14 protein-coding genes are annotated in these 18,931 nt (G+C 40.6%); 11 read left to right on the top strand and 3 right to left on the bottom strand.

Annotated elements, in window-relative coordinates:
* The first annotated feature begins 19 nt into the window (after positions 1–19).
* The 8 genes from R3E32_11260 to R3E32_11225 all read left to right on the top strand — a co-directional run bounded on the left by R3E32_11260 (position 20) and on the right by R3E32_11225 (position 10,274).
* The gene (locus tag R3E32_11260; GenBank protein MEZ4885296.1) at positions 20–760 is read left to right on the top strand and encodes a hypothetical protein; all 741 of its coding nucleotides are present in this window, start codon (positions 20–22) and stop codon (positions 758–760) included.
* Between the two features lie 226 nt (positions 761–986).
* Positions 987–1,760 carry an ABC transporter ATP-binding protein gene (locus R3E32_11255; GenBank protein MEZ4885295.1) on the top strand — a complete coding sequence of 258 codons (774 nt, stop codon included), beginning with the start codon at positions 987–989 and terminating at the stop codon, positions 1,758–1,760.
* A gap of 93 nt (positions 1,761–1,853) precedes the next feature.
* On the top strand, positions 1,854–2,057 hold the full coding sequence (locus tag R3E32_11250) for a hypothetical protein (protein MEZ4885294.1): 204 nt from the start codon (positions 1,854–1,856) through the stop codon (positions 2,055–2,057).
* Between the two features lie 39 nt (positions 2,058–2,096).
* Positions 2,097–3,350 (top strand): efflux RND transporter periplasmic adaptor subunit, encoded by a 1,254-nt coding sequence (locus tag R3E32_11245; GenBank protein MEZ4885293.1) that lies wholly within the window; start codon positions 2,097–2,099, stop codon positions 3,348–3,350.
* Between the two features lie 353 nt (positions 3,351–3,703).
* Positions 3,704–6,109 carry an ABC transporter permease gene (locus R3E32_11240; protein MEZ4885292.1) on the top strand — a complete coding sequence of 802 codons (2,406 nt, stop codon included), beginning with the start codon at positions 3,704–3,706 and terminating at the stop codon, positions 6,107–6,109.
* 122 nt (positions 6,110–6,231) lie between these two features.
* Complete coding sequence (locus R3E32_11235; GenBank protein MEZ4885291.1) at positions 6,232–6,867, top strand: alpha/beta hydrolase; 636 nt, start codon at positions 6,232–6,234, stop codon at positions 6,865–6,867.
* Between the two features lie 216 nt (positions 6,868–7,083).
* Positions 7,084–7,773 carry an ABC transporter ATP-binding protein gene (locus R3E32_11230; GenBank protein ID MEZ4885290.1) on the top strand — a complete coding sequence of 230 codons (690 nt, stop codon included), beginning with the start codon at positions 7,084–7,086 and terminating at the stop codon, positions 7,771–7,773.
* Positions 7,774–7,850: 77 nt separating this feature from the next.
* A complete protein-coding gene (locus tag R3E32_11225; GenBank protein ID MEZ4885289.1) occupies positions 7,851–10,274 on the top strand; it encodes an ABC transporter permease in 2,424 nt (807 codons plus the stop codon).
* Positions 10,275–10,427: 153 nt separating this feature from the next.
* On the opposite strand, the gene R3E32_11220 is transcribed toward R3E32_11225, so the two are convergent.
* Positions 10,428–11,954, bottom strand: coding sequence for a BCCT family transporter (locus R3E32_11220; protein ID MEZ4885288.1), 1,527 nt, complete (start codon positions 11,952–11,954; stop codon positions 10,428–10,430).
* A gap of 142 nt (positions 11,955–12,096) precedes the next feature.
* Here R3E32_11220 and R3E32_11215 point away from each other — a divergent pair, with 142 nt between their 5' ends.
* Positions 12,097–12,999, top strand: a complete 903-nt coding sequence (locus R3E32_11215; GenBank protein ID MEZ4885287.1) for a rhomboid family intramembrane serine protease — start codon at positions 12,097–12,099, stop codon at positions 12,997–12,999.
* Positions 13,000–13,102: 103 nt separating this feature from the next.
* On the opposite strand, the gene R3E32_11210 is transcribed toward R3E32_11215, so the two are convergent.
* On the bottom strand, positions 13,103–13,255 hold the full coding sequence (locus R3E32_11210; protein MEZ4885286.1) for a hypothetical protein: 153 nt from the start codon (positions 13,253–13,255) through the stop codon (positions 13,103–13,105).
* Positions 13,256–13,267: 12 nt separating this feature from the next.
* Here R3E32_11210 and R3E32_11205 point away from each other — a divergent pair, with 12 nt between their 5' ends.
* Both R3E32_11205 and R3E32_11200 read left to right on the top strand, forming a co-directional pair.
* Complete coding sequence (locus R3E32_11205; protein MEZ4885285.1) at positions 13,268–14,512, top strand: MBOAT family O-acyltransferase; 1,245 nt, start codon at positions 13,268–13,270, stop codon at positions 14,510–14,512.
* Between the two features lie 180 nt (positions 14,513–14,692).
* Positions 14,693–15,718 (top strand): hypothetical protein, encoded by a 1,026-nt coding sequence (locus R3E32_11200; protein ID MEZ4885284.1) that lies wholly within the window; start codon positions 14,693–14,695, stop codon positions 15,716–15,718.
* Here R3E32_11200 and R3E32_11195 read toward each other — a convergent pair.
* The gene (locus R3E32_11195) at positions 15,663–18,818 is read right to left on the bottom strand and encodes an RDD family protein (GenBank protein MEZ4885283.1); all 3,156 of its coding nucleotides are present in this window, start codon (positions 18,816–18,818) and stop codon (positions 15,663–15,665) included. The genes R3E32_11200 and R3E32_11195 overlap by 56 nt on opposite strands.
* Positions 18,819–18,931: the final 113 nt, after the last annotated feature.

Genomic DNA, 18,931 nt, shown 5'->3' with positions numbered 1-18,931 from the left:
TTTTATAAAAATATCTAAAATGAAAAATAGCATTATCATCTTGTTTTTACTTCATCTCACGATGTGTAGTTTTTCTCAAAACTATATGAAATACAATGAATTAAATTGTGAAGTGCATGGTATCTACTCACCTCTTTCGATTACAAAAGAAAAGTTGAATGAAGCCCACACTTTAATTGATCTTAATAGACATTATCCATCGTCATGGATAAGGGAATATATTTCCGTTGAGATTTTGGTAAGCTATAAAGGTGTGATAAAGAAAGCTGTAAGTAAAAATGATATTCTCACCCAAGAACAAAAGGACATCATGGACAGGGCAGACGTAGGTACACAGATTGAAGTAACTGTCCAATACATACCAGATAACACATTGATTCAAAATGAGATTAAGGAAATTAATTTTAAATTTATGGTCAATCCTGAAAACGAAGCCCAATACGTTGGCGGACAGCAACAATTGAAACAATACTTAAAGGACAATGCTATGAATAAAATCCCTGATGGTATTTTTGTGGGATACGATTTGGCTATCGTAAAATTTACGATTAGCAAAGAAGGGGAAATTATTGATGTTCATGTATTAGAGACTTCTAAAGATGAAAAAATAGACAAATTGTTATTGGACACCATCTGCAATATGTCAAATTGGAAGCCCGCAGAATATGCTAATGGCACTAAAACAAAACAGCAATTTGCATTAATGATCGGAAACATGGAAAACTGCATGGTTCACACTTTAAATACCCACCAAGATTGATTATCAAAGAATGAGAATATAGATGAATTCTATAAACCATTTACTTGCTCCCAAAAATATTGTTCCACTCTGAAACACAAAACTGTTCCACTCTGAAACAGTTGCTTTGCTGCAATATTGTTTATTGTTGCCTATCTATTTGATTGTTAGATTTTTACTTCAATGGCACAGCCTTTGCCTATAATAGAGTGTACACAGTTTCAACCGTTGCCAAAATTGGAAATTGTTGGCAAGGTTTACACTTACGAAACTTTGGCAACGGCTTCAAGCCTTGCCAACAGTTGAAGTTACCAAAAGCATCAATAGAATGATACAACTTACAGGCATCGAAAAATACCACCGTTCAGGATTGAAGAAACACTACATCCTCAAAAACATCAACTTAACCATTGAAGAAGGCGAATTTGTAACCATCATGGGCCCAAGCGGTGCAGGAAAATCCACATTGCTACACATTTTGGGTCTTTTGGAAGAATCTACCGCAGGAACGTATCGGTTTTTCGACTACGAAATCTCCAAAATGAGTGAGCGTAAGAAAAACGAACTCCACAAACAATACATGGGTTTCGTCTTTCAAGCCTATCACCTCATTGACGAACTTACTGTCTATGAGAATATTGAAACGCCCTTGATTTACAGAGGCATCAAAAGTGGTGAAAGAAAAAGTTTGGTTGCCGATGTACTTGACCGCTTCAATATGGTCGCTAAAAAAGATCTGTTTCCGCACCAACTTTCAGGCGGACAACAACAATTGGTTGGTATCGCAAGGGCGATTATCACCAAACCCAAAATCATTTTGGCGGATGAACCCACAGGCAATCTGCACACATCGCAAGGTGAGGAAATTATGGAATTGTTCCAGCAATTGAATAAAAAAGATGGTGTAACGATTGTACAAGTTACTCATTCCGAAAGCAATGCGGCTTACGGCAATCGAATTGTCAATTTGTTGGATGGTTGGGTGAAAAACGAAGAAACCCTTAAATCAATTGCTCATTAGCGGTGGGTTTTGAAACCCACTGCTAATGAGCAATCAAAACATAAATCCAACTATTAACTCAAACAAAAAATCAACCTAAAAACACGACCAAAAATGAACCCATTACATCCCATTTTCAATTTTTTCCTTTCTATCTTCAAACTTATTGGTTATTTGTTGCTCACTGTCATCATTTACACAACTATTGACGGTTTGTATAACGAGCATGAAACCAATACATTGAAGCAGATAGAAGTAAAAGAAGTACATCACAGCAACGACGATAACCTCGAAAGCGAGGCAGTTCAATTGTTGTAAACGGTATTTTTAATTCTCATTTTAATTTTCATTCCACAGATGGACAAAGTTATCAAAAAGAAAAAATGGACGCTCGGCAAAATTGTTTTATACACCAGTTTGTTGGTAGTCGTAGTGCTGCTATCGGCTTGGTACATGAAAAATTCGGGCGTAAAAAAATACAGAGTTGAGAAAAATCGAGTGACCGTAGCAACGGTAACAAAAGGAAATTTCAAAGAATTTATTCCTGTGACAGGCAATGTATTGCCCATCAAAACGGTGTTTTTGGATGCTGTTGAAGGAGGACAAGTGAAGGAAATATATGTGGAAGATGGTGAGATGGTTCGCAAGGGACAAAAGTTGATTAAGCTCTCCAATGCCAGTTTGCAGTTGAGTTATATGAACCTTGAAACGCAACTTTTGGAACAAATCAACGACCTTCAAAACACACAGATTGTGATGGAACAGAATGGTTTAAACCTTGAAGAACAGTTGGTCAACGTGGACTACCAAATCACCGACCTTCAACGTCGCATCAACCGCAACAAAACCCTTGCAGAAGAAGGCACTATTTCCAAAGAAGAATTTGACCAGATGAAAGAAGAATTGAGCTACAACATCAAAAAACGCTCAGTTATCCAACGCAAAATCGCTCAAGACCAACAACTTTCAGAGCAGCAAAAAGGGCAAATTGGTTCGTCTTTGGATTTGATGAAACGAAATCTTGGTGTAATTGACCAAAGCCTTGACAATCTTGTTGTTAAATCTCCTATTGACGGCCAATTGTCTTCCCTCAAAGTGGAACTGGGTGAGTCGGTCAATGGAGGTGAAAACCTAGGGCAGATTGACGTTTTGGACAACTTCAAAGTGCGTGCAAGCGTGGACGAACATTATGTAGCAAGGATTTATACAGGTCAGCAGGGTGAATTTACCTTTGCAGGCACGAGCTATCCTTTGACTATCCAAAAGATTTTTCCCGAAATCAGCAACGGGACTTTTGAAGTCGATATGTTTTTTCCCGACAAAGCTCCTGAAGGCATCAAACGGGGGCAAAGTCTGCAAATCAAATTGTCGCTAAGTGATGAAAGTGAAGCACTTTTGATTCCTCGTGGCGGCTTTTACCAAGAAACTGGCGGCGCATGGATTTATGTTTTAGATGCCAACTCCAATACCGCCCGAAAACAGTCTATCAGCATCGGTCGCCAAAACCCAAAAAACTACGAAGTCACCGAAGGATTGAAGGAAGGGGATAGAGTAATTACTTCTTCTTATGATACGTATGGAGAAGTGGATGAATTGATTCTTTCGGAGTGATGGATGAATTGTTATATTGCTTTATTGTTGAATGGTTATATTGTTGAATGGTTTGTCATTTTAGAAAAATCTTGTTGAAAAAAACATAAAAATTATTGATAACCAATAAGATTGAAAAAAGAAATAAAATCAGTTCAATAAACAAACAAGATGCTTTCAGCATGACAATACAAGAAACCATATTCAAAAACCAAAAAAATCTCAGTGTCTCTCCGTCTCAGCGTTCATTTTCTAAATCAAGTGAGTAAAAATTCTCTGTGCCTTTGTGTCTCTGTGTTCAATCCCCACTTCAACTGTTGCCAAAATTGGAAATTGTTGGTAAAGTTTTGCTAAATATTCAAAAAATAACTAAAATGCTTACAAACTATATAAAAACCGCTTACCGCAACCTTATCCGCAACAAAGGATATGCCCTCATCAACATCTTAGGTTTGACCTTGGGAATCGCCTGTTGCCTACTCATATTCTTGGTAGTCAATCATGAAACAAGTTACGATTTTTTTCATGCCAAAGCCGACAAAATTTACCGAGTCGTAAGCGAACGCCTCAACCGAGACGAAGAAAGCTTCAATGGATACAGTCAATATCCTGTTGGACAAGCCATTCGCAACGATTTCCCAGAGTTAGAAAACGTCACTCAAATCCACAATCACCAAGAAACAATGGTCAGTGTTGGGGAGGAACTCTTCAAAGTAGAAAGTTCGATATTTGCAGATTCACATTTCTTTGAAGTGTTTGACTATCAGTGGATAGAAGGTAATCCTTCCACTGCCTTAGCCGAACCCAATTCCATCGTTTTGACCCGAAGTTTAGCCAAAAAACTGTTTCCACTGGAGGCATCGGTTTTGGGAAAAACCATCACTTTCGACCAAAAATTTGATGTGAAAGTGACAGGTTTGATGGAAGACATATCCGACAACAGCAACTTGGATTTTGAGATGGTCATCAGTTTTGCGAACTTGAAAGCCTATGCCAAAGAAGTGGGAGATATAGACAATTGGAACTGGACTTGGGCGGGAAGCACCTACGTTGTATTGGGTGACAATCAAACACCTGAAAGCATTAATTCTCGATTTGAAGCTTTCGAGCAAAAATACCTAAGTGAAGGACGGGCAGCAGAACGCAACTATTTTTTGCAGCCTTTGACCGAAATGCACTTCGATACCCGTTTTGAAGGTTCGACTGACCGCCCAACGATTAGCAAAACCTATTTGTGGATTTTTGGCTTGATTGGTTTGTTTTTGGTCTTGATAGCCTGCATCAATTTCATCAACATCGCAACGGCGCAAGCAGTGAAAAGGTCGAGGGAAGTTGGAGTGCGTAAAGTGTTGGGAGCGAATCGAAAACAGTTGGTCAAGCAGTTTTTGGGAGAAACCTTGATGCTGACGACCATTGCAGTTGTGTTCGCTTTGACCCTTGCGGAATTAGCCCTTCCGTACCTCAACAATTTTTTGGGGCAAAATCTTCAATTGCACATTTTTAGCCCAAACATTCTGTTGTTCACCGTTTCAAGTGTTTTGATTACCAGCTTTTTAGCGGGTTTTTATCCTGCAATGGTTTTGTCGGGCTACCAAGCTGCCGTTGCCCTCAAAAACACCTTGACAACCAACAAAAAAAGTTCGCTTTTGATGCGTCGGGGTTTGGTGGTCTTTCAGTTCATCATTTCGCAGGTGCTGATTGTTGGAACTTTGGTGATGACTTACCAAATGAACTACTTGAAAAACAAAGATTTGGGTTTCAACAAAGAAGCGATTGTGATGTTGGATTTGCCCAATGACGATGATTCAAAATTGCAGCGCATGAAAACGGAATTGCTGCAAAATCCTTCCATTGAAGCCGTAAGTTATGCGATGGGTGCGCCAATTGCACAAAGTTCGTGGACTTCCAATATCGAAATGGGCGATAAAGGCAAAAAGGGAGATAAAATCTATTCGGAAATCAAAACGGTGGACGTGGATTTTGTGCACACTTATGGACTGCAATTGGCTGCTGGTGAATGGTATCCGCAGCAAGCTGCAAAAGATTCGGTTTATGACAAAGGCGTGGTGGTAAATGAGGAATTGGTGAAAAAAATGGGTTTTGAAAGCAATGAAGCAATTTTGGGTGAAGAACTTTTCTTCAATGGCTTCAAAATGCCAATTATTGGTGTGCTTCAAAATTTTCACAACCGTTCGCTGCAAATGGAAATCATTCCTGCGGTCTTCTTCAAAGGCAATATTTTCATTGGCACGGCTGGAGTGAAAATGAAAACCCGCAACCCTCAACAAACCATTGCAGACATCAAAAATACCTATACAAGCATGTTTCCCAATCAGTTGTTTGAATACCAATTTTTGGACGAACGCTTGGGGCAGGCGTATGAGTCGGAGGCAAAATTGCAGCAGTTGTTCCGAATTTTTGCTTTTATCGCCATTTTTATCGCTTGTTTGGGTTTGGTTGGTTTGGTTTCTTTTATGGCTGCTCAAAAAACGAAGGAGATTGGTGTCCGCAAGGTTTTGGGCGCAACGGTCGGCAACATCGTCTTGCTTTTCTCCAAAGAATTTACCAAACTCGTATTGATTGCTTTCGTGATTGCTTCGCCGCTTGCCTATTATGCGATGGGTCAATGGCTGCAAAACTTTGCCTATTCGATTGACATGGGTATTTCTATCTTTTTGATTGCCATTGCGTTTTCGTTGGCGGTGGCTTGGTTGTCGGTGGGGTATCAGGCGATTGCAGCGGCGGTGGCGAATCCAGTGAAGGCGTTGAGGGCGGAGTGAGGATATCTTTGTAAAGAGGTTTTTTGCTCACTTGATTTAGAGGATAAACGCTGAGACGGAGAGGTGAAGATATTTTTTAGTGTTCGTAGCGAAACTTTCAACAATTTACTAATCACTGAACTATGCTGTATTTGATAAGCGGTTTGGGGGCAGATGAAAGGATTTTTGGTCGTTTGTCGTTTTTGGAAAAGCAAGAACACAAACACCTTCAATGGGTTCCTCCAAATGGAAACAACTTGAAGGAATATGCTTTGCGGTTATCCGAACAAATTGACAGAGACGAAGAAGTCATCTTGATGGGCGTTTCTTTTGGTGGAATGGTCGCTGTTGAAATAAGTAAAATTCTGCCTTGTAAAAAGGTGATTCTGATTTCAAGTGCTGCTACAAAACAAGAAATTCCATCGTTCTACCGATTTTTTGGTAAATTGAAGCTACACATATTGCTGCCAAGCCAATTATTGAAGTGGGCCAATCCTGTTACTTATTTCTTGTTTGGAATGTATCAACCGAATGATAAAACACTCCTAAAGAATATATTGCAAGATACGGATGCTCCATTTTTGAAGTGGGCTATCAATGCCATACTGCAATGGAACAACAAAGAAATTCCTGCAAACCTGCTGCAAATTCACGGCATGAAGGACTGGGTTTTGCCGTGTCCAAAAACCAAAAATATCATAAAAATTCAGAAAGGAGGGTATTTGATGGTTTGGACAGAGGCAAGGCAAATTGATGACGCTCTTAAATTGCTGATTTAAAGAAAGTTTGAACCTGTTCCACAATGAAACACCTCACTGTTCCACTCTGAAACAAAACTCATTACTTTAATCTTTAAAATACGATTCAATTATCACATAATCAACTATTTAACTCAATGGCACATCCTTTGCCTCTACAATAGTATGTGCATCAACATAAACACGTAGAGACGTTTTAGTAAAACGTCTCTACCCAACCTAAACACAAAAATAAAAATGATACGAACAGTCAATTTAACCAAAGTCTATCGGACAGACGAAATAGAAACCACTGCTTTGAATGGTGTGAACTTCAATATCGCAACAGGTGAATTTGTGGCAGTGATGGGTCCTTCGGGTTGCGGGAAATCCACTTTGTTGAACATCATTGGGATGATAGACAATCCAAGTTCAGGTGAATACAATTTCCTCGACCAAGAAATATCAAAATATTCGGAACGACAAAGGGCGGATTTGCGGAAAGCGAATTTGGGCTTTATTTTTCAGAGTTTCAATTTGATTGACGAACTCACCGTTTTTGAAAACGTAGAATTACCCTTGATCTACAACAACATCAAGACTGCGGAGCGTAAAAAAATGGTGGAAGCTGTTTTGGAGCGCATGAACATGATGCATCGACGCAATCACTTCCCACAGCAACTTTCGGGTGGTCAGCAGCAACGTGTGGCGGTTTCGAGGGCGATTGTTCACAAACCCAAATTGATTTTGGCGGATGAACCCACAGGTAATCTGGATAGCGAAAATGGCGGTGAGGTGATGCAGTTGCTAACCCAATTGAATGAAGAAGGCACAACGATTATCATGGTGACGCACTCATCAAGAGATGCAGAATATGCTCATCGAATTGTTCGATTGTTGGATGGTCAGATTGTGGCGGAAAATCAATTGAAGGGGTTTGCTGTTTGATTGAACACAGAGAAACAGAGGCACAGAGTTTTTTGATTTAGGAATTGAATACACTAACACTTTAACACAACAAAATCATGTTTAGAAATTACTTCAAAGTAGCGATGCGAAATTTGCTACGCAATAAAACATACTCGCTTATCAACATACTTGGTTTAGCAATTGGCATAGCGTGTTGCGTGTTGATTCTGTTGTTTGTAACCGACGAATTGAGTTACGACCGATTCCACAAAAATGCGGACAATATTTACCGCACAGCCATTGATGCCGAAATGATGGGACAGCAATTGCAAGCCCCTGTGTCGCCCAATCCACTTGGCAAGGCAATTTTGGATGAATTTCCAGAAGTTATCAATACTACCCGCATCAACCCTTATCGGGCAGAGGCTTTGGTGAGTTGGGAGGAAAAGAAATTTTACGAAAAACGGACATGGGCGTGGGTAGATTCTACTTTCTTCGATATTTTCAGTTTTGAACTCATTGAAGGAGATGCCAAAACTGCCTTGAACAAACCCAATCAGGTAATTATTAGCGAGTCTGCTGCTGCAAAATATTTCGGAAAGGAAAAAGCCGTAGGGCAAACATTGAAGTTGGACAATGACCGGGATTATTTGGTGGTCGCTTTGATGCGAGATATACCGAGCAACTCCCACTTTCATTATGATTTTTTGGCTTCCATTGTCTCTTTGGACAACTTCAATTCTGATAATTGGCTGTCTTCCAATGTTTACACATATATTCTACTACATGATGGGGCAACTCAAGAACAAGTAGAAGCAAAGTTTCCAACTTTCTACAAAAACAATATGGCTCCACAGTTGAAGCAAATGGCAGGAATGGATGTAGAGGAGTTTTTGGCTTCTGGAAATCGCTTCGATGCTTACCTTCAACCGCTTATGGGTATTCATTTGGGCGGCAACTTGGATTGGGAATTGCAGGCAAACAGTGATCGGAAGTTCATTTATATTTTTAGTATCATTGCTATTTTGGTTTTGTTGATTGCAGGTATCAATTTTATGAATTTGGCAACAGCTCGCTCTTCAAAAAGGGCAAAGGAAGTGGGAGTCAGAAAAGTGATAGGTGCGCCTCGAAGTGCATTGATTGGTCAATTTTTGGGAGAAGCTTTGCTGCAAAGTCTGATTGCGATGTGTTTGGCAGTCGTATTTATAGAATTGATTTTACCTTACTTCAACAATATTGTCGACAAAAATATCAGCTTGTTTGGCGGTAAGTCCTTTTTATTCTATGTTTTTCTTGGCAGTATTTTCATCTTTGTAGGTTTATTTGCAGGCAGTTATCCTGCTTTTTACCTATCAAGTTTTCGCCCTGCAACGGTTTTGAAAGGAACACTATTGAAGGGCAGCGGCGGAGCAAAGTTTCGCAAAGCATTGGTGGTGACACAGTTTGCTATTTCAGTGGCTTTGATTATTGGTGTTTTGTTTGTGTCCCAGCAATTGAGTTATTTACACAATGCCAGCTTGGGGTTTGACAAAGAGCAGTTGGTGATGATTGAAGTGAACAAAAGTGAAACCGTGAAACAGATGGAAACGGTGAAAACGGAAATCTTGAAAAATCCGAATATCATCAGTATGACCGCAGCGAGTTTTTTGCCAAGTAATGGTGATCCAAATCAGAATATGTTCAGTGCTGAAAAAGATGGTGTTCAGCAGCATTATCCTTTGTGGAATATGGAAACCGATTTTGATTTTATCGAAACAATGGGTCTGCAAATCATTCAAGGGCGGGCTTTTGACCGCAATCTTTCAACGGATAGCATTACGGCTTACATCCTCAATGAATCGGCGGTAAAGAATTTTGGGTGGGACAATCCTATTGGTAAAGAAGTGACAGAAATGGGTACGAATGTAGTATCGGGCAAAGTGATTGGAGTGGTAAAAGATTTTCATACTGAGGGTTTCACCAAACAAATCAAACCCATGATTTTGAGTGTGAATCCACAATATACCTACAATGTGGCGATTCGTCTTAGCCCAAACAATATGGCCGAAAGTCTGTCTTTTATTGAAGATACTTGGACTCGTTTTGAGCCTGAATATCCTTTTCAATACGATTTTCTCGACCAAAAATTCGCCATGCTTTATACTGCCGAAGAACGATTGGGGAAAGTGTTTTTGTATTTCACCCTATTGGCCATTTTCATTGCTTGTTTGGGGCTTTTTGGCTTGGCTTCCTACACTGCCGAGCAGCGCACCAAAGAAATTGGTATCCGAAAAGTGCTGGGGGCTTCAATTGGCAACATTACCCTACTACTCACTAAGGAGTTCATTCTCTTGGTCTTGATATCCAACATCATTGCTTGGCCGATTGCCTACTTCATGATGCAGAAATGGACAGAAACTTTTGCCTATCCAACTGATATTACCTTTTGGACTTTCGGTTTGGCGAGTATTTTGGGATTGGTCATCGCTATTTTGACGGTGAGTTTTCAGGCGGTAAAGGCTGCAATTGGAAATCCTATTCGGGCGTTGAGGTACGAGTAGAGACGTTTTAGTCTCTACGTGTTTTGTGTTGGTAATTGTGCTTGGGTATGCTTGTATTGGCTTGACTTTGAACGCAGAGACGCTGAGGGGGAGAGATTTTTGAATAGATATTTAGTGACAATTGAAGCGGATGCTAAACGATTGAATACAAAATCAAGGTTTCCTCAAATCTTTGAGAAAGGCATAGACCATCACCAATGAAACAAACGAAAAGGGTAAGGCTGTTATAATCAGTAAATTGCTGGTCGACCGCAAAAAATTATCACCGCCCAACCAAACAGCCGTGCAAGCAATCAGAGGCAGCATAATGCCCCAAAAAACTTTGTAGAATTTCGTAGGGTCTGACTTGCCTTTATCGGTCATCATGCTGATAACAAAAATGGCGGAATCCATTGAAGTAATCAAATAGGTGAACATCAAGCAGATGGTCACAATATTTAGAAGATTGCTCATTGGATACAATTCGAAAAATTGGAAAGTGGCAGTAAATAGATTGTCAAACTGCCCTTCGTAACCATTGGGCAAGGTATCAACTATTTCAAAAGCAATCGTTCCAAAAACGGAGAACCACAAAAAAGTACCGAAAGAGGGAATGATCAACACTCCTCCAATGAAAGAACGAATGGTTCGACCACGAGAAATGCGGGCAATAAACATCCCTGTGAAAGGAGCCCAAGCCAACCAAAATGCCCAATAAAAAATCGTCCAATCAGCCGTAAATTTTGGGTTGTGTCCATGTTTTCCGATTGCCAAACTCATTTCAAAAAATTCTTTGCCGTAAGCCCACAAGCTATTGCCCATCTGCTGCACCAAATGGAAGAAATTGTTTTGGAAGAAAAAGAAAGCCAACAGCAATAAAGTTCCTCCAATGTTGATATTGGAAATCAACTTTATGCCTTTGTCCAAACCACTGATGGCGGACATACACGATAAAACACTGACAATGAGAATAGCCCAAATTGCATAATGCGGCGGAAACTCTTGGGACAATAGATGATTGGTTCCTCCAACAATCATTCCCGAACCAAAACCTACGGAGGCAATGACCCCAAAAATCGTGGCAATAACCGCCAACAAATCTATCGGTATAGCCAATTTGGGAGAAGGTAAAATCGTCTTCAAAGTGTCGCTTATCAAGGCTTTTTGATGGCGTTTGTAGTGAAACCAAGCCATGATGAGTCCAATAACCGCATAAAACGCCCATGCAGAAAATCCCCAATGAAAATAGGCATATTGCAGTGCCAGAGTTTGGGCTGCTTCTCCACTCATTCCTTCAATGGGTGGGTTTTGGTAATAGGCCACTGGTTCTTGCACTGCCCTGATTATCAAACCTGAACCCATTCCCGTACTGTACAACATCGCAATCCATGACCATACAGAATATTCTGGTTCGTCATCAGAATAACCCAATTTGATTTTGCCGTAGGGAGAAACTGCAATACCAATACAAAACAGAAAGAAAAAAAGTCCTAATATTAGATAAAAACCATCAAAAATAGTGAGTAACTTCAACGTCAATGAGTTTGTCCATTCAAAAACTTCTGTTGGGAAAAGCAGGGACGGAATTACAAAAATAATTCCGCATAAAAGACTAAGAATAAGTAGTTTGTTTTTTCGGAGATGGTCAAGTAAGCGGTGCATGGGTGACAGGGTTGGTGAATGGTGTTGTTGTTGAATCATCAAGAGCCAAAATGTTTTGTAAAGATATTTCATTTGAAGTAGGAAACTAAAAAACCAATTATTTTTGTTAACCTACGCTCTACAAACGAACAATATCCACAAAAACAACATTAACACTCCAAAACCCCAACACAAAAAAAATATGGAATCTGCAATCTTACTGTTTGTCATCATCATCTGTGTAGTTAGCTACCAAGCCTTCAAAAACCTGCAATTTTATGAGCAGTATCTATTTGAAGTAGATGCCATTTTGGTGCGGAAAGAATACATCCGTATGGTTAGTTCGGGATTTCTACACGCCAATTTAATGCACTTGGGCTTCAACATGATAGCCTTGTATTCCTTTGGAATATCCGTAGGTTCGGCATTTGGACTGCCCAAGTTTTTCTTCATCTATTTTGTGAGCCTCTTGGCGGGCAATGCTTTGGCACTCTACATCCATCGAAATCATGGAGGTTATCGAGCAGTTGGGGCATCGGGAGCAATCAGTGGAGTCGTTTATGCGAGTATTGCACTGTTTCCACAAAGCAAAATTGGCTTGATACTGCTTCCACCGTTCATTCCCGCATGGTTGTTTGGAATTTTGTTTTTGATGGTTTCGATGTACGGCATCAAGTCGCAGCGAGACAACATCGGACACGAAGCACACTTAGGCGGTGCATTGGCGGGAATGCTGTTGGCAATTGCGATAGAACCGAGTGTTTTGGTGGCGCATAGTTTTTTCATTTTTATCATGCTCATTCCAACGCTATTTTTTCTGTACATGGTGGTTCGCCGTCCCGAAATGCTGCATGTCGACAACTTCTTCAAGACCGAAATCGAACATTTTCGTAACCGTCAAGGCAAACAAAGAAGTTCCAACCGTCCACGACAACGTTCTCACACTTACACACATAGAGAATCTCCTACTATACCGCCTGGTTCTACCAATCAAACCGAACAAGCAGAACTGGATAGTCTGTTGGATAAGGTGACCCGAAAGGGTTTGGATAGCCTGACGGAGGAGGAGAAAAAGAGATTGGAGGATTTGTCGAGGAAATTGTGAGGCAACACTTATGAAATCACCAATTATATTCTTTACTTCGCAATGTGAAAACAACCCTGCTTCATAACGATGGGTCTCTATAGACAGATGTCAGAAAACTTTATTATCCGTCCACATTGTTGATATGATCTTTACAAGTGTCACCTTCATCGTTTTTCTGTTTATCCAACTGATGTTCTTTGTGTTCGTCAGTAAACGGCAATGGCACAACCTCATCTTGTTGGTTTCGGGTTACATTTTTTATGGGTGGGTCCATCCGTGGTTTTGTTTGTTGATTTTGACCTCGACTGTGGTGGATTACTATTGTGGTTTGCAGATTGAATCAAATCCAGAGCAGAAAAAATGGTATTTGAGGCTCAGTATTCTCACCAACTTGGGGCTTTTGGGTTTCTTCAAATATTTCAATTTTTTTATTGACAATGTGAACGACCTGTTTTTGATGGCAGGTGTCGAAAATGCCTTGCCAGCTTTGAATATCTTCTTGCCTGTTGGTATCTCGTTTTACACTTTTCAGACCTTGAGTTATACGGTAGATGTCTATAAAGGACGAATCCCTCCCTGTAAAAATTTCATTGACTTCGCTTTGTACGTGTCCTTTTTTCCGCAATTGGTGGCAGGGCCTATTGAGCGAGCCGAGCGATTGTTGCCGCAAATCCAAAGAAAGCGAAAACTGCGCTTGAAGAAACTGTACAGTGGCACAGGTTTGGTAGTTTGGGGAATGTTCAAAAAAATGGTTATTGCAGACAATGTGGCGATGTATGTCAATCAGATTTACCTCCTTCAAAGCCCTTCTATCCTTCTACTCACCATCGGCACGATTGGTTTTGCGATACAGATTTATACCGATTTTTCGGCCTATACCGACATTGCCCGTGGCACTTCCCGAATGTTGGGCTTTGAACTCATCGAAAACTTCAACAATCCCTATATTGCCATTTCACCCTCCGATTTTTGGCGGCGTTGGCACATTTCTTTTTCGACTTGGATACGAGATTATTTGTACATTCCTTTGGGCGGTTCGAGGGTTTCGACACAGTGGCAGTTCTTTTGGGTGGTGGTAGCGACAATGGGAATCAGTGGTTTGTGGCATGGTGCGGCGTGGAATTTCATCGCTTGGGGAGTGTATCATGGGGTGATTTTGTTTGTGTATCACCGCTTGGGTTTGGGTGGCAAGTGGTCGCCTCAAACGAATGGACAGTGGATTTTGAGTTGGTCGGTCATGATTTGTATTACCTTGTTTGGTTGGGCATTGTTCCGTACTTCGAGTATGACTTGGCTGATAGACAATCTTTTGCACTCTCCACTCTACAAAAACTTCAATGACTTAATGATTGCGCTGTATATTGGTTTGTTGATGGGTTTTTACTGTTTGTTTTTTGGAGTGAAATACCTTTTGCAGCCTTTCGCTCAGCGCAATGTGTATATTGGAGCGTTTTTGTTGGGTTTGTGCATTGCAGCAACGATTGTGATGGGCGTTGAAGGAGGACAGGCATTTATCTATTTTCAGTTTTAGATTGCAGATTTCGCAGATGTTAGTCCCTTTTTGGTGATAAAACACTATTTTTAAAAGCAGAATAACCGCTTGATTATAAATCCTATTCGTAGCGAAATATCGTCATAAAAGGAATAGACTACAAAAGTTTTGAAAACTTTTGTAGTCTTGGATGTTCTTGAAATAGTGAATTATTGAAGGATGAAAAAATTACCTATTTTATTGATTTTGATGCTTTTGCCGATTGTGCTTCTTTCGGTGTGGATGAACACATTGAAGGAAGAGGTCATTCCATTGGAGCAAAGAGGAACGCTTTCTCTTGACGACCCTGCAAGCATGAAAGCGGCTCAAATAGAAGAACTCAATTTGGAACAACCGTCTATCGTGTTGTTGGGCAATTCGATGTTGGGAAGAGGAGTCAATCACATGCTACTTCAACAGTTAATGAAACGCAGGATTTCAAAATTTGCGATTGGAGGAACTTCTTCGACGTGGTGGTATTTGGTGACCAAAAATGTGGTGGTGAAGGCAAATCCAAAACCCAAAGTACTGGTGCTTTTTTTTAGGGATCACTTTCTCACCGACCCCAATTACCTACTTACTTCTGCCACCCGCTTGTTGAACGAATACTACTTTGAGGGCGAAGAACCTTTGGTACAGGAATTGAATTACAATGCAGGATCGGTTGTGTATCAACAGCTTCCGATTTATGTAAAAAAACACTTGGTCAACAAAAAGATAACAGAAACTCTGAAAAAAACGACTTCAAAACTCACCCATTCCAAATCCAAACGTTTGGAGGATGCACTCGACAAGTCTTTTGATGAAACGCAAATGATTGAAGAAATCATCACCGCCCAACAATTGGAAGCCGCAAAAGCAAGGAAACAAGAACTTTTCGACTTCAATGATCAAGTAAACCGTTCTTACCTTCCCCACATCATTCAATTGACCCAAGAAAATGGAATTCAACTGATTTTGGTGAGAACGAAAAGGCGCAGGGATGTATTGGGTCAAGCTCAACCTCCTGAACTGCTGCAATACATCGAAGACCTTCGGGCATATTTGAAGAAAAACAAAATCCCACTATTGGACTACACCAACGACAATCGACTGACTTTGAAGATGTACGCCGAAGGCGATCACCTTAGCGAATCGGGCATGAATGAATTTACAAAAAATAGTTTTGCGGTGGATTTGGAAAATTTATTGAAGGATTTGAATTGATAAACTGGTTTTGCATTTCCTGCCCCATTTCTCCACGTTTCTCTGTTATTTCTTGATTTTCAGCTACTTCATAGTTTTTTGCTTCAAAATCTGCCAAATCCACTACCTGTGTTCCCAACACATAATCTCCCAATCGGCGACCTTGACCGATGTAAACCAGCAAAACATTTGCAGTAAATACCAGAAGTACAAAGTATAGAAATATGGAAAAAGTAAAACCCAAAAATGAAAGAAATGCTGCCCCTAAAAACAGCATCAAAAAGTCTATACTTCTTCTGAGAATCTTTTGCCGCCAAGTAGCTTGTTGATTGGTATTCAGGTCAATAACCACCAAATTTGTCGTTTTACCCAAGCCTGTTCCCTTGTTCCAATTGTCCAAATTCGCACAAAAACCAAGTCCACTCAATAGAATGACAAAAAGCCATAAACCTGCCCATCCGGATGTCAATATTTCTGTGTAAAGAGGTGCCCCAAATAAAATCATCCCAATCATAATAGCAATCATCATACATACATCTACTCCCGCAGCTTTCATTCGGTGCTGTGTATTTGCTCGTGCATACACGTAGTTCTCACCATTTTTGGGCATCTCTTTACCTGCCGTTTTCTGAGTCGCCTGCTGTTTTTTAGAAAAAGACGACACCACTTCAAAATTTCCACTTTGGTAGTCCTCTTCTCTTACTACTTGTGTGTGTGCCAACAAATCGGTGAATTTTCTGCTATCTGGCTGGATAGCAACAAAAGCTACATAAACAAAAAATAGACCGTAAAAAAGCAAAGGAGTCATCATGAGTTCTTCTTCCATATCAAAAAAAGAAAATTCCCCTGCTACAAATAAAACTCCCACAAATACAGGCAAAAAAGAACGCCTCACCGCAGACTGCCAAAAACTACAAGGTTTGTTCGTCCGCACATCAATGACCCGATACAGCGAATACTTCCCAAAACCCGTACCTTCTGACCAACTATCCATACCGAGGTAAGCCCATAAGGTGAACAGACCTGCTAAAAATATTCCAGTAATCATACCATTATCCAAAAAGACTCCCAAACAAATACCCACACAAGCTGCCATAAAGAAGATAAAAATACTAAAAATCACATCCACAAAAGCCGATGCCAAACGCCCCAACAAAGGTGCAGCAGGGTAAACGTAGGTGATTTTCTCCTTTTTTTTGCTGGTGATAATGCCCTCTACTTCAATTTCTTTTCTTTGAAATTTTTGCTGAAACTGTTTACCTAACTTCAATGCACCACTTTCCTCTTTCTGCTCTCGCAAATAGCGCAATACCACTTGTTGATAACGGCTTTCTGCAAACTGTGTTTGCTCGGTTAAGTGCTGCAAAGTCGATAATTTGTAGGTATCTTCGGGATGCAATTGAGCATCTTCTAAGGCAATATGTAGCTGATAATCAAAAAACTCCTCGCTGTATTCTTCGCCCACCAATGGGTTCAATTGCAGCAAATGCAAGAGCGCATCTTTGACCAAAAAAGTGCTGTGTTTGTCCAATTGCGCCCTCAGTGCCATCCGCAATCCATCGGGCATTGCGCCTTTCCGAAACCACGGTAAATCCACCAAAGGCAGCACATTTTCCTCCTTCACCAATTCCCTTTCGTCAAACAACACTTGACCAATATACACCGTCAAATCCCAATTCATTTCGGGATAAAGTGTTGTTGCACACAACCATCGAAAGCTCGCCTTATTGAGCCTCCGCTTCAATTCCTTCACCGTTTCCACAATGCTCAAAGCCTCCCAATCACTCGCTGCTCGTTTTGCAGCCTCCAAAGAAGGGGCATATCCTTGCCCTTCAAAAACGTCGTTGAGTTGGGTCAAACTTTCCAAATTTGCAGCAAACAACAAGAAGTCGTTTTTAGCTGCCAAGTCTTGCATTTCCTTTGAAGGACTGTTTGTATTCAACAAAGCTTTTGAAGTCCAATCCTCCCAAAAACCCATTGCAGTAGCCGCATCCTTTTCATTCCATTTATTCAAATTTGCAAAAACCAACAAACGACAAGCTCCAAATTTGGCATATACTTCTTTGATATGTAAGGCATTTCCAGTTTCATCCAAACACCATTCGGGTTTGTTCGGATGGTAGAAAAAACGATGCACAAACACCTCCTGCTCCTTCAATGCCTCATACCAAACCTCCAACAATTGCAGCTTTTGGTCTTTGATTTTGCTTTGCGGCAAAAGCATCAAATATTCGGGCAGTTCACTTTGTTGCAGGTAGTGAAATTGTGGATAGCCTGCCGAGGCAACTGTTGCGGTGAGCGTTTTGGGGATGTCCATTTTTGAAGTCGGTACTTTTCGCCTATGCTGTAATTGTTGGCTTACCTGTTTGAAAACCGAAGAACGGCTAAACTTCAAATCCGATTTTGGCACTCGAATGTTCCAATAATGCGGCGGTTTGAGTTGGTCTTTTACGTCCAAATAAAAATCTTCCTCCTCCGCTTTGTAGGTGCGGTACAATACAAATGCACCTCCTGCAAATAGTGCCACCCACCACAGCCATCCATATTCAAAAGGCTGTTCTTCAAAAGGTCTATTTGCGCCATAAGGCGATTTTTTGGGTATTTCTGTTGGTTCGGGATTTGTATGTATCAAAGGTTTGGAGGTCTGTTTGAAAGTAGAAGTCGCACCCAAGCCTACAAAAAACAGCACTGCCATCACCACCAAAAAAGCAATGATCCACGTCAAACGGCTGGTAATAAAACCCCAAAAAGTAAACACCGTTTTGTCGCCATATTTTTGAAAATGAGCCTCTTCCGACCACTCTTCTTGTTCTCCTTCAATCGCTTCACCTGACTTAGATTCCAGTGTTTCAAAGGGAGAAGTGCTTCTATTGGGTGGAGTTTCTTGATGCAAAGCGATGTTGGCAAAATAGCGGTCAAAGGCTTGGTAGAAAAACGTTTGTTCCTCTTGATTGCTTGCCACTAATGGACACAACAACCGTTTCAATCGCTCAGGTGAACAGTCTTCTGGCAATCGGTTTAGCAATGCTTGTACCTGCAAAAAATCATCTACGCCCAATGCAAATCCTTGCTGTTGGAGATAGGTAAAGAAATCCTCGAAGGGCAATAAGTAGGGATTCATGTTTTTTTGTGTTGAAGTGTTGGGATTCCGTTTTGGTCTTATACTGTAAACAGAATTAGAAGGCATTATAGTTCACACAACACAAAAAGTTTTATTGATTTTCGCATTGATTC

The sequence above is a fragment of the Chitinophagales bacterium genome (assembly GCA_041392475.1).
In the GTDB taxonomy this organism is placed as follows: Bacteria; Bacteroidota; Bacteroidia; order Chitinophagales; family UBA2359; genus JAUHXA01.
The sequence above is the reverse complement of the archived record's forward strand: the minus strand, read 5'-3'. Positions and strand labels throughout refer to the sequence as shown.

Bases quoted from the DNA above. Each gene is read 5' to 3' on its own strand.
- R3E32_11260 (MEZ4885296.1), top strand. From the start codon at position 20: ATGAAAAATAGCATTATCATCTTGTTTTTACTTCATCTCACGATGTGT.
- R3E32_11250 (MEZ4885294.1), top strand. From the start codon at position 1,854: ATGAACCCATTACATCCCATTTTCAATTTTTTCCTTTCTATCTTCAAA.
- R3E32_11245 (MEZ4885293.1), top strand. From the start codon at position 2,097: ATGGACAAAGTTATCAAAAAGAAAAAATGGACGCTCGGCAAAATTGTT.
- R3E32_11240 (MEZ4885292.1), top strand. From the start codon at position 3,704: ATGCTTACAAACTATATAAAAACCGCTTACCGCAACCTTATCCGCAAC.
- R3E32_11235 (MEZ4885291.1), top strand. From the start codon at position 6,232: ATGCTGTATTTGATAAGCGGTTTGGGGGCAGATGAAAGGATTTTTGGT.
- R3E32_11230 (MEZ4885290.1), top strand. From the start codon at position 7,084: ATGATACGAACAGTCAATTTAACCAAAGTCTATCGGACAGACGAAATA.
- R3E32_11225 (MEZ4885289.1), top strand. From the start codon at position 7,851: ATGTTTAGAAATTACTTCAAAGTAGCGATGCGAAATTTGCTACGCAAT.
- R3E32_11220 (MEZ4885288.1), bottom strand. From the start codon at position 11,954: ATGATTCAACAACAACACCATTCACCAACCCTGTCACCCATGCACCGC.
- R3E32_11215 (MEZ4885287.1), top strand. From the start codon at position 12,097: ATGGAATCTGCAATCTTACTGTTTGTCATCATCATCTGTGTAGTTAGC.
- R3E32_11210 (MEZ4885286.1), bottom strand. From the start codon at position 13,255: ATGGACCCACCCATAAAAAATGTAACCCGAAACCAACAAGATGAGGTT.
- R3E32_11200 (MEZ4885284.1), top strand. From the start codon at position 14,693: ATGAAAAAATTACCTATTTTATTGATTTTGATGCTTTTGCCGATTGTG.
- R3E32_11195 (MEZ4885283.1), bottom strand. From the start codon at position 18,818: ATGAATCCCTACTTATTGCCCTTCGAGGATTTCTTTACCTATCTCCAA.